The sequence below is a fragment of the Pseudoalteromonas lipolytica genome (assembly GCF_003515105.1).
Taxonomy (GTDB): Bacteria; Pseudomonadota; Gammaproteobacteria; order Enterobacterales; family Alteromonadaceae; genus Pseudoalteromonas; species Pseudoalteromonas lipolytica.
This window is the reverse complement of record NZ_CP032090.1, coordinates 2,914,815-2,929,012: the sequence shown is the minus strand read 5'-3', so window position 1 is coordinate 2,929,012 and position 14,198 is coordinate 2,914,815. Positions and strand designations below refer to the sequence as shown.

The 14,198-nt window shown below is 42.8% G+C and carries 14 protein-coding genes; 6 read left to right on the top strand and 8 right to left on the bottom strand.

The annotated features are described in order from the left end of the window. Positions 1 to 16: 16 nt before the first annotated feature. The 5 genes from D0907_RS13145 to D0907_RS13125 form a co-directional block, all read right to left on the bottom strand. The gene (locus tag D0907_RS13145) at positions 17 to 574 is read right to left on the bottom strand and encodes a YqgE/AlgH family protein (protein ID WP_036966093.1); all 558 of its coding nucleotides are present in this window, start codon (positions 572 to 574) and stop codon (positions 17 to 19) included. A gap of 25 nt (positions 575 to 599) precedes the next feature. Beyond that, positions 600 to 1,553 carry a glutathione synthase gene (gshB, locus tag D0907_RS13140; protein ID WP_075594030.1) on the bottom strand — a complete coding sequence of 318 codons (954 nt, stop codon included), beginning with the start codon at positions 1,551 to 1,553 and terminating at the stop codon, positions 600 to 602. A 69-nt stretch (positions 1,554 to 1,622) separates the two neighbouring features. Continuing rightward, positions 1,623 to 2,357 (bottom strand): 16S rRNA (uracil(1498)-N(3))-methyltransferase, encoded by a 735-nt coding sequence (rsmE, locus tag D0907_RS13135; protein ID WP_036966098.1) that lies wholly within the window; start codon positions 2,355 to 2,357, stop codon positions 1,623 to 1,625. 59 nt (positions 2,358 to 2,416) lie between these two features. After that, positions 2,417 to 2,881: a hypothetical protein gene (locus tag D0907_RS13130; RefSeq protein WP_036966101.1), complete on the bottom strand. Its 465-nt coding sequence runs from the start codon at positions 2,879 to 2,881 to the stop codon at positions 2,417 to 2,419. A gap of 28 nt (positions 2,882 to 2,909) precedes the next feature. Beyond that, on the bottom strand, positions 2,910 to 3,803 hold the full coding sequence (locus D0907_RS13125) for a DUF350 domain-containing protein (protein WP_036966104.1): 894 nt from the start codon (positions 3,801 to 3,803) through the stop codon (positions 2,910 to 2,912). A gap of 73 nt (positions 3,804 to 3,876) precedes the next feature. On the opposite strand from D0907_RS13125, the gene glnE reads away from it, so the two are divergent. Then, positions 3,877 to 6,669, top strand: a complete 2,793-nt coding sequence (gene glnE, locus D0907_RS13120) for a bifunctional [glutamate--ammonia ligase]-adenylyl-L-tyrosine phosphorylase/[glutamate--ammonia-ligase] adenylyltransferase (RefSeq protein ID WP_118844606.1) — start codon at positions 3,877 to 3,879, stop codon at positions 6,667 to 6,669. On the opposite strand, the gene D0907_RS13115 is transcribed toward glnE, so the two are convergent. The 3 genes from D0907_RS13115 to tolC form a co-directional block, all read right to left on the bottom strand. Continuing rightward, entirely contained in the window at positions 6,658 to 7,233 is a 576-nt protein-coding gene (locus tag D0907_RS13115) for a TcpQ domain-containing protein (protein ID WP_118844605.1), read from the bottom strand. The genes glnE and D0907_RS13115 overlap by 12 nt on opposite strands. Before the next feature lie 59 nt (positions 7,234 to 7,292). After that, on the bottom strand, positions 7,293 to 8,219 hold the full coding sequence (gene lpxL / locus D0907_RS13110) for an LpxL/LpxP family Kdo(2)-lipid IV(A) lauroyl/palmitoleoyl acyltransferase (RefSeq protein ID WP_118844604.1): 927 nt from the start codon (positions 8,217 to 8,219) through the stop codon (positions 7,293 to 7,295). Between the two features lie 107 nt (positions 8,220 to 8,326). Further along, positions 8,327 to 9,667 carry an outer membrane channel protein TolC gene (gene tolC / locus D0907_RS13105; protein ID WP_036966116.1) on the bottom strand — a complete coding sequence of 447 codons (1,341 nt, stop codon included), beginning with the start codon at positions 9,665 to 9,667 and terminating at the stop codon, positions 8,327 to 8,329. A gap of 151 nt (positions 9,668 to 9,818) precedes the next feature. On the opposite strand from tolC, the gene D0907_RS13100 reads away from it, so the two are divergent. From D0907_RS13100 to parE, 5 genes are read left to right on the top strand one after another with little or no spacing between them, the layout of a single operon-like run. Further along, positions 9,819 to 10,451 carry an NUDIX domain-containing protein gene (locus D0907_RS13100; protein ID WP_036966119.1) on the top strand — a complete coding sequence of 211 codons (633 nt, stop codon included), beginning with the start codon at positions 9,819 to 9,821 and terminating at the stop codon, positions 10,449 to 10,451. Between the two features lie 15 nt (positions 10,452 to 10,466). Further along, positions 10,467 to 10,925 carry a DUF1249 domain-containing protein gene (locus tag D0907_RS13095; protein ID WP_036966122.1) on the top strand — a complete coding sequence of 153 codons (459 nt, stop codon included), beginning with the start codon at positions 10,467 to 10,469 and terminating at the stop codon, positions 10,923 to 10,925. After that, on the top strand, positions 10,912 to 11,694 hold the full coding sequence (locus D0907_RS13090) for a metallophosphoesterase (protein WP_036966125.1): 783 nt from the start codon (positions 10,912 to 10,914) through the stop codon (positions 11,692 to 11,694). Before D0907_RS13095 ends, D0907_RS13090 begins: the two co-directional genes overlap by 14 nt. Then, positions 11,679 to 12,239, top strand: a complete 561-nt coding sequence (locus tag D0907_RS13085) for a YqiA/YcfP family alpha/beta fold hydrolase (RefSeq protein WP_036966129.1) — start codon at positions 11,679 to 11,681, stop codon at positions 12,237 to 12,239. Before D0907_RS13090 ends, D0907_RS13085 begins: the two co-directional genes overlap by 16 nt. A 33-nt stretch (positions 12,240 to 12,272) precedes the next feature. Then, positions 12,273 to 14,162, top strand: coding sequence for a DNA topoisomerase IV subunit B (parE, locus tag D0907_RS13080; RefSeq protein ID WP_036966132.1), 1,890 nt, complete (start codon positions 12,273 to 12,275; stop codon positions 14,160 to 14,162). Positions 14,163 to 14,198 lie beyond the last annotated feature (36 nt).

Genomic DNA, 14,198 nt, shown 5'->3' with positions numbered 1-14,198 from the left:
AATTAGTGCGTTTAGGTTAAGCGTGACCGGCTTCAGAGCTTAGTTGACTGACATCAAAACCCAGCATAGAAACCGCTTTTTCCCAGCGTTTTTCTACGGGGGTATTAAAAATAATCTCAGGGTCAGCTTTAATGATTAGCCACGCATTTTCAAGTAGTTCTTGTTCAAGTTGTCCTTGATCCCACCCGGCATAACCTAAGGTGATAATAAACTGCTCGGGTGCTTGCGCTGTGGTGAGAGTTGCGAGCACATCTTTTGAGGTGGTGATCATAATATCACTACTGAGCTTTTGACTCGCCGTGTAGCCCGGCTTAGGCGAGTGCAGTACAAAGCCGCGATCCGTTTTCACGGGGCCGCCGGCGAACACTGCGCGGCCTGCGGCTTGTTGCGTCTTGTCGTTATCAATCTCGATTTTATCGAGTAACTCACCCACCGTGATATTGATAGGCTGGTTAATCACCAAGCCCATCGCACCATCTTGATTATGCTCACAAATATAAGTAACAGCACGCTTGAAAAAAGGGTCTTGCATGCTTGGCATCGCGATTAAGAAATGGTTCTCTAATGACTGCATAGGTCGCCCCTTTTGTTAGGTTTAATTAAGTATGGCTCAGTTTTCTCTCAATGGCATCAAATAAGTGACCAGTAATTGAAATGTCGTAAGCGGCTTCAATTTCTTTGACACAGGTTGGTGCCGTCACATTGATTTCTGTTAGGCGGTCGCCAATAATATCTAAACCAACAAAAATAAGCCCTTTCGCTTTTAGTGTCGGTGCGACAGCTTCAGCAATTTTACGGTCTGAATCACTAATAGGACGTGCTTCGCCACGCCCGCCAGCCGCAAGATTGCCGCGCGTTTCGCCATTTTGAGGAATGCGAGCAAGGCAGTATGGCATGACTTCACCATCAACGACTAATACGCGTTTATCGCCTTGTTTTATTTCTGGAATATAGTTTTGTGCCATGGCAAAACGGCTACCATGTTCAGTCAACGTTTCGCAAATAACACCAATATTCGCGTCATCTTCTTTAACGCGGAAAATTGACGCTCCCCCCATACCGTCCAATGGCTTTAAGATAATGTCTTTATGCTCAGCTAAAAATGCACGAATATCGGCTTGGCTTCGTGTTACGAGCGTATCTGGAGTGTGCTCACTAAACCAAGCGGTGAACAGTTTTTCATTGGCATCACGTAAACTCTGTGGTTTGTTGATAACCAAAGTGCCTGCTTGTTCTGCACGCTCTAAAATATAAGTTGCGTAAATATATTCGGTATCGAAAGGAGGATCTTTACGCATTAAAATTACGTCTAAATCAGCAAGGGCAATGGAGGCTTTTTCTTCAAGCTCATACCAATGATTTACATCATCAAATACACGGGCTTTTGCTGCTGTGGCATAGCCTTGACCTTGGCGCAGTGACAGGTCGTCCATTTCCATGTAGTAAAGTTCGTAACCGCGTTTTTGTGCTTCTATCATCATTGCGAAGCCAGTGTCTTTTTTAATATTAAAGCCACTAATAGGATCAGAGATTATGCCTAACTTAATTGCCATGTTTTTGCCTTTCAATGGTATTGCCATACTGTGGTTAGTGATCTTGATATATGGGTGTTTTTACGATTTTCAATTCGCTAAATCACCAAACTGTAATTGCAATGCACTCAGTACCGTTAATGCCGCGGTTTCGGTGCGCAGTACACGTGGGCCTAAACGAATATCAACGAACGCTTGTTGTTTCGCAATCTCAAGCTCTTCATCGGTAAATCCTCCTTCAGGGCCCACTAAGAACCGCACGCCTGACGAAGGAACTTGAATGGTCTTAATGCTGTGCTCTGCACGTGGGTGCAAGGTTAACTTTATGGCATCGCTGCTTTGTTCTAACCACTCTTTGATATCAATTGGAGGGTGCACCACAGGGACAAAATTTCGTCCAGACTGCTCAGCAGCTGCGATGGCTATTTTTTGCCATTGTTGGTGTTTTTTAGCTAAACGTTCACCGCTGAGTTTGACACCACATCGTTGACTAAAAATAGGAGTGATTTCAGTGATCCCCAGCTCCACTGATTTTTGAATAGTAAAGTCCATTTTGTCACCTCGTGAAACCCCCTGACCTAGGTGGATTTTAAGTGGAGACTCTACGTCATGATCAATAAACTCGAGTGGTTGTACAACGACGTTCTTTTTACTTACTTCAATGATTTCACTGAGGTATTCGCCACCTTCACCATTAAATATTGACACCTGCTCACCGACTTTCATACGAAGTACGCGACCAATATGGCCAGCAGCATCTTCATCAAGGGTGACGGGGTTATCTAATGTGATAACAGAAGGTTGATAAATATGAGGAACTCGCATGGGCTGTCACTTATAAAATAATTTAGCGATATGGTAAGTAAGCAGCGGCTTAGGTGCAATTATTTATTTAAATCTTCGCTTAAAGTGAGGATTTCAGCGCGTGTTTCGGCAATATCTGTTTGGCAAGATAGGTGGTTAATATGTGCGGGATCAGGGCAGGGAATGAAATCAAAGCCTTGCTCGTCTTGGTTTACTAAAAAGCGTACTTTATGCAGTGAGTTATAAATAAATTTTTGCGCGTCGTCTGCTAATTGGTAATCGGTTTGATTAATTAAAACACCTTGAATGTTATGGTGTTCATGTAAATAGCTGGCAAGCTCAGAGACACTTATTTCATTACTAAAATCACAGTAGCAATAATCTTTGATGAGTTGTTCAAACATCAGTTTGACCATATGACGGCTATTCGCACCTGCTACTACAAGGGTAGACCCTTGTGCGTTGGCAAAGTAATGTTGCGTAAATGCGCGACTAAAGTCACTGTCTACATCAACAAGTAAGTAATTGTTTACTTTAAATGGCATGGTGCCTCACGATGTACGTACTTCCGTATCAAATTGAAAACATACTAATTAGTAAATAGCCTATCGCGCCGAAAACGGCAAACTCTATGCATGCAATACCTATGTTATCTTGGTGATCCACTTCTAATGATGTATCTATATTGGGTAGTGAAATATATTTAATTATGTAGCTTAGCACATATAACAATACCCACATCGCACCACAGTGAGACACTAAAGTAAATAAGTTTTCAACCATCTTACCACTAATAAATGAAGCACTGGCAAGACCAGCGTAACCCGCCAATGCAAGGCCAATAGACTTACCCGCATAGCGAATACCAATAGAGGTGTTTTCTAGATTAAAGTTACTTTGTAATGAGGCACCTTGATTTGCTTTAGCAAAGCGGTATTCACGAATTTTACTGTCCAGCGCAAACATCCCTTGTAATACAAAAAAGCTGACCGTTGCGATTAATAAACTACTGTATCCTTGAGTATGGCACCAGTTGTAAAGTCCTAAACTGATAATACAGTTTGCGATTAACATACCGGAGTCAACAAGCGCGGCACACACGTTTTGCTTGAGAATGGCGGCCTCTTCGTTAAAGCGATGTAGAATCCATTTGCGATGAATTAAGTGGCCGACTTTAATAAAGGCAAATAATAACGCGATTAAAATAACCACCTTGAGTGGGTTAGACTGGGCTGCACTTAAACTAATTTCATCAAAAATGTACGCGATAGTCGCGATCACTACTAAGATTTCACTGGCAAAGCTGATCCCCATTGCAAAGTTATCATGCTGGGCTAGTTCTTCCTTAAGCGCTTGTTTTGCTTTGATTTGCGTTAGGATGCGTAGGAGCACGATGGTGATGCAAATTACAGCGAAACTAATGGCAATCGCAAGTAAACTAGTGTTAGATAGTGATAAATATTGCATGCAGATCCCTGCTAAAAAGATTCTTTGATAATCATTCTAGTACGGTTACAGGTAAGTTAAAAGAGAGTATTTAATGAGTAATTTACACCCGCTTCCAGAAGCGCTTCAGCAGCTAGGTCAGACACGCTTTGCTGATTTGTATCCAGGCCAAGATGTTGAACCAAGTATTGTTAACTTATTGTCTTTAAGTGACTTTGCCTGGAGCTGCTTACAATCGCAACCAACATTAAAAGCGTGGTTGTTAGATACCAATGAACTTGCTAATCGCACCACAGAACCGCCCCTCAATAGCAATGAACTCTCAACGCTTGATGATGCGGCGGCAATGGCAAAACTGCGTGTATACCGAGAAAAATATTGGCTAAAAGTCGCCTATTTAGACTTATGTTGCCAAAACCCCATTGATGACAGCATTGCTTATATCTCCGAGCTTTCAGATCAACTTATCGACAGTGCCAATCAGTGGGCATTTGCACAAGTAGCAAACGTGAGTGGCACACCGCTGAACAGTGCTGGAGAGGCCATTCCTATGATGGTACTTGGCATGGGGAAATTAGGGGGCAAAGAGCTTAATTATTCGTCTGATATTGACTTGATTTTTTCATACCCGCGAGATGTCGCAACCCAAGGTGGACGTCGCTCTGTCGAAGCACAGGTCTTTTACACAAAGGTTGCCCAAAAGCTTATTATGGCGCTAAATCAAACCACCGTTAATGGCCAAGTTTTTCGTGTTGATATGCGTCTGCGCCCATTTGGCGAAAGTGGCCCTCTGGTCATGAGCTTTCAAGCACTTGAAGATTATTACCAAGAACAAGGGCGTGAATGGGAGCGTTACGCCATGCTTAAAGGGCGTTTAATTGGCGCTGAAAATGGTTACTGGAAAGAGTTTTATGAGCTACTAAGGCCCTTCGTATACCGACGTTATATCGATTTTTCGGTGATTGAATCTTTACGAAAAATGAAACAAATGATCGCACAAGAAGTACGCCGAAAACGTTTAACTAATAACATAAAACTTGGCGCAGGCGGAATTCGTGAGGTGGAATTTGTGGTGCAAGCACTGCAAATGGTTCGCGGCGGGCGCGAAGCTAACTTGCAAACTCAGTCGCTCTTATTAGCTTTGCAAGAGCTTGTTAATAATCAAGTGATTGAGAAAAAAGAAGCTGATTTACTAAGGCATAATTACTTAGCGCTTCGTCGTATTGAACAGTACTTACAAATTTTCGCAGACAAACAAACACAAACATTGCCAGATGACGCGCAAAATCAGCAGCGTTTATGCTACTTACTTAAGCAGCCCGATTTTGATAGCTGTCTTGTGGCTATTAATAAAATAATGGCCGACGTGCACGGTGAGTTTGAGCAGGTGATAGGCTTTGAAAGTGACAGTGCAGACCCATGTGAAAGTGAATTTATCAGTGCATGGGAAATGACCGACGTCAGTTTGATGTGCGAGCCTAATCTAGATTGGCAGACTGCGCTTGATGATTTTAAAGCACGCTTAACAAAAGCCAAAATAGGCACCCGTGGTCGTGATATTCTCGATAAACTCATGCCACTGTTGCTTAAGCAACTTACGGTAACGAAAGCGAGTAGCGATGCCTTTACCATGATTTGCCAAGTGCTGAATAAAATTATCTCGCGAACGGCTTACCTAGAGCTTTTATATGAAAACCCAGGTGCACTTAATCAATTGGTTGCACTGTGTTGTCATAGTAAATGGATTGGCGAACATATTTCTCGTTATCCAATTTTGCTTGATGAATTAATTGATCCCCAGGTGCTTTACAAACCAACGCCGTTATCTGCTTACAAAGATGAAATTAGGCAGTATTTTCTACGCATTGAGCATGGCGATCTTGAGTTGCAAATGGAAGCTTTACGCCAGTTTAAGCAAACTCATCAATTGCGGATTGCCGCGGCCGATGCCACAGGTGTTCTTGATGTCATGAAAGTAAGCGATCACTTAACTGCGCTTGCAGAAGCGATTGTAGAGCAAGCGGTTAATATTGCATGGCATGCTTGTGTTGAGCGTTTTGGCCGACCAACAAATACCTCGGAGCAAGAAAAAGGATTTGCAGTTATTGCTTATGGAAAAACGGGGGGATTTGAAGTGGGCTACGACTCTGATCTCGATTTAGTGTTTGTTCACAACCACGATGGCAGCAGCTACACCGATGGCGACAAGTCGATTGATTCGCGTCAATTTTATTTAAAACTCGCTCAGCGATTAATGCACTTATTTAATACTCGTACAGCATCAGGCATATTGTATGAACTGGATACGCGTCTGCGCCCTGAAGGGGCGTCGGGGTTACTCGCAATTAATCTTGAAAGCTACTACCACTACCAGCAAACGCAGGCCTGGACATGGGAGCATCAAGCCCTTGTACGCTCGCGTATGATCTACGGTCAGGCATCGTTGAGTGAACGTTTTGCAGAAATTCGTCAAGATGTATTGTGCCAAGCGCGTGAAGCAGACAAATTACAAAAAGACGTGGTTGAAATGCGCGAAAAAATGCGTGCCCATCTTGCCAAGGGGACCGAAGAGTTATTTGATTTAAAGCAAGACCAAGGCGGTATAACCGATATCGAATTTATCACTCAATATGTTGTGCTCAAAAATGCGCATCAGCACCGTGCGTTGACATGTTGGTCTGATAATGTGCGCATTTTGGCTGATGCCGCTCGTTTTGGGTGTATTTCAGAACACATGCAGCGCGATTTAGTCGCTGCATACATTGAGTATCGCTCGCGTTATCATATGATGAGTTTGAATCAGCAAGGCCGTTGTGCCCCTCGTGCTGAGCTAACTCAGCACATAGCACTTGTAAAGCAGGTGTGGCAGCAAGTATTAGCTTTTTAAACGACGGCAGTTTTCACGTACATAAGCAGAGGGCAGTTCAGTGATCACCGCTGCTCTTTGCTTAAAGCAGAAAAATGTATACACCTCGTTTTCAAAGTCGTCGTTAATTGCCCTGCCTACTTGGTACAGGGCAGAGACAAAATTACTATCAACACGAAAGTGATCTTTAACAACGTAATCTTTGCTTAAATACCAATACAACACAATGTCTTCGTTACGTGCGTAATCGGACAACACATCCTTGAGGGTTGTGCCGTTTTCAAAGCGACGCGGTTGCACATCACCCGTCCAGTTAGGTGAAGAGGGCTCAACGACTTTTTCTCGTTCAGACAACGCCATATCAAGGCTTGTTTCAGGTGCGGGCAACTTGAGCACGTATTTATCACGCTCGTTGTCTTTACTGTTCACTTGATTTCTAAGGGCAGCGTAAAAACGGGATAGTCCCTGTGCTGCAGCATTCTGAGTATCCTTGATATCAAGAACTGGCCCGCTGCCAAATAAAAAATAAATCGCAGCAGCAATTAAAATTACAGCTAATGATAAATGCTTAACCCAAAACCACATTTCTAATTCTCTTGTTGTTTACTCGTTTAATAAAACCATACAAATTAAAAATTGTCACTCTACTTATAATAAGAAGGGGCATTCTCATCAGGGCGTGTTTTAAAACGGCGGTGTAACCACATGTATTGTTCGGGCGCTAAGTCGATTGCCTGTTCCATACGTTGGTTAACACGCGTCACATCTGTCAGGTTATCGCCAGATGGAAAATTTTCAAGAGCCGGCAGTACCGTTAAATGATAACGCCCTTGCTCATCTCTGCGACTGGTCAAGCTCACCGTTTCACAATATTTACTGCTTGAAAAAAGTAATGTTCCTGTGGTGGTTGCTGCATCTTGAACAGCATAAAAGGGCGCAAACTCACAACGGTTACGGCCATAATCTTGATCAGGTAAGTAATAGCATACTTTTTTGTTTTTAAGCGCTTGTAGTAAGCCTTTTACATCGCGTTTGCCAATTAGGTATTCGTTAGAACGCAACCGACCGTTGGTGGTGAAGTATTCCATCAATGGGTTATTGTGTGGGCGATAAAAGCCTATGCCTTGGTGCTTTATTCCCATGATTCGACTGGCCATTTCTAAATGCAAAAAATGTGGAACCAGTAACAAAACTCCTTTACCCGATTGCTGCGCTTTTTCAAAGTGTTCAAGTCCTGTTACTGAACCAAACACTTTTTTAATTCGCCACTCTGGCCACCACCAAGCCATGCCTGTTTCCATCATGGCTATGCCGGTGTTTTCCATGTTTTTTAGTACTAACTCACGTTGCTCGTGTTCAGGCATATTAGGAAAACATAACCGAATATTTACTTCTGCAATATGGCGGCGGCGCTTCATAAAGCGATGCACTAAACGGCCGATGAGTTTGCCGAGAAATAATTGGAATTTATGTGGTAACCAAGAAATTAAATACAGAAAAAACACGCCAACCCAAGTAAGCCAATAACGAGGGCCTAAAAAAGACGTTTTAAAGGGAGATGAACTAACCACAAAAATTATCTCTAAAAATAAAAAAGCTAGTTTAACTGTAAGTGTTTAAAAATACAAAAAGCCAGCAATAGCTGGCTTATAGAATTGTCAAGAATGATAAGAAATACTTAGATTTCTTTTAATCCTTGATTAATCGCGACGAGGTCTTCACCTGTTAATGTACCCGCAGCTTGCTTCAAGCGTAATGTAGAAACAACATAACGGTAACGTACGTTGGCAAGGTTACTTTTCGCGTTATAAAGATTTTGCGTGCTGATCAGTACGTCAACAATGGTACGTGTACCAACTTCAAAACCTGCTTCAGTCGCTTTTAATGCACTTTCGGCTGACACAACCGCTTGTTGAAGTGCTTTGTATGTAGCGATATCTGAAACCACTTGGTTATAAGACGTAATAACAGAACGTGTAACTGCACGTAAACTTGCTTCTAAATCTTCGCTTGCTGCAACGTAGAATGCACGCGCTTGATCTGTCGCAGCTACGGTTGCTCCACCAGAGTAAATTGGTACACTGAAATTAACGCCCACTCTGGCCGTATCTGTGCGTGGTTCATGTGAGTTTTTATTTAAATCTTCTAGGCCGTCACTGTACGATGCGTTGAGTGTCAGCTTAGGGTAGTGCCCTGCTTTTGCTAAGTCGATTTGATCTTTTGCAATATCGACAGTCACTTTTGACACTTGCAGATTTAAGTTTTTCTCTTCAGCGATTTTTATGTAATCAGTTGACTGTTTACTAGGTGCAACCGTTGAAAAAGTGTCCGTGTTCAACATGTCTAATTTAGCATGATATTTACCCGTGATTTCACGAAGTTGCTCACGCGCTGTTTCGACGCTGTTCTTAGCAACAATTTCTTTTGCGACTGAGTTATCAAACTGAGCTTGAGCTTCATGAACGTCAGTTATCGCGGTTAAACCCACTGCATAGCGCTCTTTTGTTTGTTGAAGTTGGCGCTCAATGGCACGTTTCTCAGCTTGCACAAACTCTAAGTTATCGATCGCGCTCAATACATTGAAATAGCCTTCTGCCACACGCACGATAAGATCTTGTTTTGCAAAGTCGTATTGTGCAGATGCTTGTAAAGCCTGTTTATCAGCAATACCTAGGGTATTCCAAGCACCTAAATCAAATAATGTTTGGCTTAAGCTGATGCCACGGCTGAATACATCTGTATCGCGACTAAACTCAGCATAACCTGTCGCATCAGTGCCTTCGTATAAGGTTGAATCTGTTGATTCATAGCCAAGGCTAAGACCAATTTGCGGTAATAGTGCACTTAACGCGCGATCGCTCTCATAAGCTTGCGCATCTGCTTGGGCTTTTGCTTTAAGTACGGTAGGATCGTTTGCTGTTGCAATCTCGTAAACTTGAAGTAGGTCTTCAGCGTAACTTGCTGTTGCAGTCAATGCGCTTGAAAAACCGATAAGCGCAGCGAGTAGTGTTTTTTTCATTGTTCGTTCAGTCCTTAGACAATTTTCGTACTGTCACCATGGTACTCTTTTTTAATGAATAACCAAAAAAAAAATACGTAAATCTGCATGTCCAAGTGTAACAGAATATAATTGGCCGTATTTTTTACGCATAATGTATAGGAAATAGAGAATGAAAATAACCGCAATCTCACAATTTAGCCATGACGACATAGAGTTAAAGCCTATTGAACGTGTTTATGATGGTTTTTTTAAGATCAATTTATATTGCTTTCGTCATGCACTGTTTGCCGGTGGACAGTCTGTCGAAGTAAAGCGTGAAATATTAGAACGAGGCCATGCGGTTGCCGTACTTCCATATGATCCGGTGACTGATCAGGTGCTGTTAATTGAGCAAATACGCATTGGGGCATTGGCCTCAAAACACTCTCCTTGGTTACTTGAATGCATAGCGGGTATGGCTGATGGCAGTACTGACTATGAAGAAGTCGCCAAACGCGAAGCGTTTGAAGAGGCGGGGATTGAGCTTGATAAACTTGAATTCATGATGTCGTATCTTTCAAGTCCGGGTGGAACAACAGAGCGTTTGTTCTTGTATTTAGCCTATACTGACCTATCTCAATACCAAGGTGGTATTTTTGGTCTTGATAACGAAGATGAAGACATCAAAACACATATAATGTCATATGATGAAGCCATGCTGCGATTGGAGCAAGGTGAAATAGACAATGCTGCAACGGTTATTTCGCTTCAATGGTTAGCACTGAACAGGCAACGTATAGTGTCTGATTTGCAAAACGACTAACGAGTAGGGGGCATTTTGACGTACGTCACGGCTGAACAACGTTACATTCAGAGCTTACCTAAGTACTTAACTTTGTGTGAGCACAATTATGTGCGTGCATTAAAGTTACTTCCTCAAGAGCGTCAAGTTGACCAAGAACGCAAAGTTCAGTTGGGAAGTAGTACCTTTGTGGTCAAAATTGACAATACAGCAAAGTACACCATGGATATCTCGATTAGTCAGGAAGCGGGACACGTACATTCGGTTAAACCGCTGTATTTAACCGTTCGTATGTACCATGATGCGAAAGTCGCCGAAATAATTCATCATGATTTTCATCAGCGCATTAAACCTTCGTATGCTTATCCTAATCCAAATATGCATCAAAAAGACGAGAAATATCAGCTGAATGCTTTTTTATATGACTGGTTAGTGGCTTGTGTTGAAAATGGTCGCGCAGTATTAAATTGGGATGTTAACAATGGCTTGGTTTAGCGACGCTTACCATTTTGAAAAATCGCAGTTAACGGTTGCCCATATTACAGATTGTCACTTATTTAAAGATCAAAGTGGCGAGTACTTTGGGGTTAATACCGCAGAGTATTTTGCACGTTGTTTAGCCGCAATTGCAGAACATCAAGTCGACTGCGTTGTATTTGGTGGTGACTTAACGCAAGATCATAGCAGCGATTCATACCAGTTATTCGCTAAACTAATTGCGGATTCACCGTTGTTGTGTCCCGTATTTTGGTTGCCGGGTAATCACGATGAGTTACAGGAATACCATGCGATTGCGGGTTCTCACATTTTAAGCCATAAGCGAATTACTTTTCAGGGTGGGCAATTATTGTTGGCTAACTCGAAAGGTGCAACACCTGCGGGGTGGGTAAAGCAGGCGCATTTAGAGGAGCTTAGTAAGGGAGTGGATGACACACCTAGTGTGGTGTTTTGTCATCATAACCCATTACCTATAAACGGTTATCTCGATAAACACCTCCTTGAAAATGGCCCGCAATTGTTAAATGCGTTGGTGAACACTCATCACTGCATCGCGTTGTTTCATGGTCACGTTCATCATGATTATAAGTATGCATTTCGCGGCTTGAATATATACGCAACACCCGCAAGCTCCATCCAGTTTACCAAGCAAACTACACAGTGGCAGCAAGAGGATTTAGGGCCTGCTTTTCGTTTAATTACCCTAAACTTTGATGATACGCATAGCGTGCAGTTAACAACGGATGTAGTATGGCTAAACGGGTAATTTATATTCATGGCTTTAACAGCTCTGAAAAGTCTTATAAAGCGGTGCGTTTTGGTGAGCATATGGCGCAATTTGATGTTGACTATCAAGTGCCTCGTTTAACCCATGAGCCATTGCATGCCATGCTACAGCTAGAGCAGCTCATCACGGCAGATACCGTGTTGTTAGGCAGTTCGCTTGGTGGGTTTTATGCGACGTATTTGTCGCAGCGTTATGGCCTCCCTGCTGTTGTCATTAATCCCGCGGTTCGTCCTTTTGAGCTGCTTGATAATCTCTTGGGACCAAACTATAACCCGTATCAAAATGTTCATTATGAGCTTGATAAGCGGCATATGGATGCATTGCGCAGCTTGTATTTAGCGCAAATAAAAACGCCGTCATTACTCTATTTGTTACAGCAAACAGGCGACGAAGTACTGCCTTATCAAGAGGCGGTTAAATATTATTCTCAGTGTAAGCAACGCGTTGAATTTGGAGGCGATCATAGTTTTATCGGCTTCGAACAAACCTTTGCAAGTATTGTAGATTTTCTTAAAATCACGTAAAACATAGCTAAGCGCATAAAAGATATAAAAACTATGAGTCAGCAAAATTATAACGCCGAAGCAATTGAAGTCTTAAACGGGTTAGAACCTGTTAAACGCCGCCCTGGTATGTATACCGACACGGTGCGTCCTAATCACTTAGGCCAAGAGGTTATCGATAACAGTGTCGATGAAGCAATGGCAGGCCATGCAACAAAAATAGATGTCATTCTTCATGAAGATAACTCATTAGAAGTCATTGATGATGGCCGAGGGATGCCAATCGATATTCACCCTGAAGAAGGAATTCCCGGGGTAGAGCTTATTTTTACCAAGCTACATGCAGGTGGTAAGTTCTCAAATAAGAACTATCAATTCTCAGGTGGTTTGCACGGCGTAGGTATTTCGGTTGTGAATGCGCTATCTACTCGTGTTGAAGTGACTGTTCGCCGCGATGCGCAGCAATTTAGAATGGCCTTTGAACACGGCGATAAAGTCGAAGACTTAAACGTAATTGGCACGGTTGGTAAGCGTAACACCGGGACAACGGTTCGTTTTTGGCCTGATGCCAGCTATTTTGACTCAGCGAACTTTTCGATCACCAAGCTTAATCACTTATTAAAAGCCAAAGCCGTATTATGCCCAGGTTTGCGCATCAAGTTTACCAATAAGCAAACTAAAGAAACACTCGAGTGGTACTACGAAACAGGCCTAAAAGACTATTTAAATGAGGCTGTAAAAGGCTTTGATGTCTTGCCTAAAGAGCCGTTTATAGGTGAGTTTGCCAGCTCAACAGAAGGCGCTGATTGGGCAGTTGTGTGGTTACCTGATGGTGGTGAATCGATTGCCGAGAGCTATGTAAACTTAATTCCAACCGCACAGGGCGGAACCCATGTAAACGGCTTGCGCCAAGGGCTTTTAGAGGCGATGCGTGAGTTTTGTGAGTTTAGAAACTTACTGCCACGTGGTGTAAAACTGACCCCAGATGATATTTGGGAGCGTTGTAGTTATGTGCTGTCAGTTAAAATGCAAGACCCGCAATTTGCAGGTCAAACAAAAGAAAAGCTGTCTTCGCGTTCATGTGCTGCATTTGTGTCTGGTGTGGTGAAAGACTCATTTAGTTTATGGTTAAACGAGCACACCGAAACTGCCGAGTTACTTGCCGATTTATGTATCTCTAATGCGCAACGTCGTTTACGTGCAGCCAAAAAAGTAGTGCGTAAACGCATTACCTCTGGCCCCGCATTACCTGGTAAATTAACCGATTGCAGCGCGCAAGATAATGACCGCACTGAACTATTTTTAGTTGAGGGTGACTCGGCGGGTGGTTCGGCTAAACAAGCACGTGATCGCGAGTTCCAAGCGATTATGCCGCTGCGAGGTAAAATCTTAAATACGTGGGAAGTTGAGTCTGGGCAAATTTTGGCATCGCAAGAAGTGCATGATATTTCGGTGGCACTCGGCATTGACCCTGATTCAAGTGACCTATCAGGTCTGCGCTACAATAAAATCTGTATCTTAGCGGATGCTGACTCGGATGGATTACACATTGCCACCTTGTTGTGTGCATTGTTTGTGCGTCACTTTCCTGCGCTTATCAAAAAAGGCCATGTGTACGTGGCAATGCCCCCCTTATTTCGAATCGACATTGGTAAGGATGTGTATTACGCCCTTGATGAAGACGAAAAAAATGGCATTTTAGCCCGGATAGAAGCAGAGAAAAAACGCGGTAAAGTTAATGTACAACGCTTCAAAGGTCTTGGTGAGATGAATCCGCTGCAATTACGCGAAACCACCATGGATCCTAATACACGTCGCTTAGTGCAGCTAACACTTGATGAAGAAGAGCAAACCATGGAAATGATGGACATGTTGCTTGCTAAAAAGCGTTCTTCAGACCGTCGTCAGTGGCTAGAAGATCACGGTAATCGTGCACAAGTTTAAATATAGAGCTGCAACTTAGTTGCTGAAAATGAATTA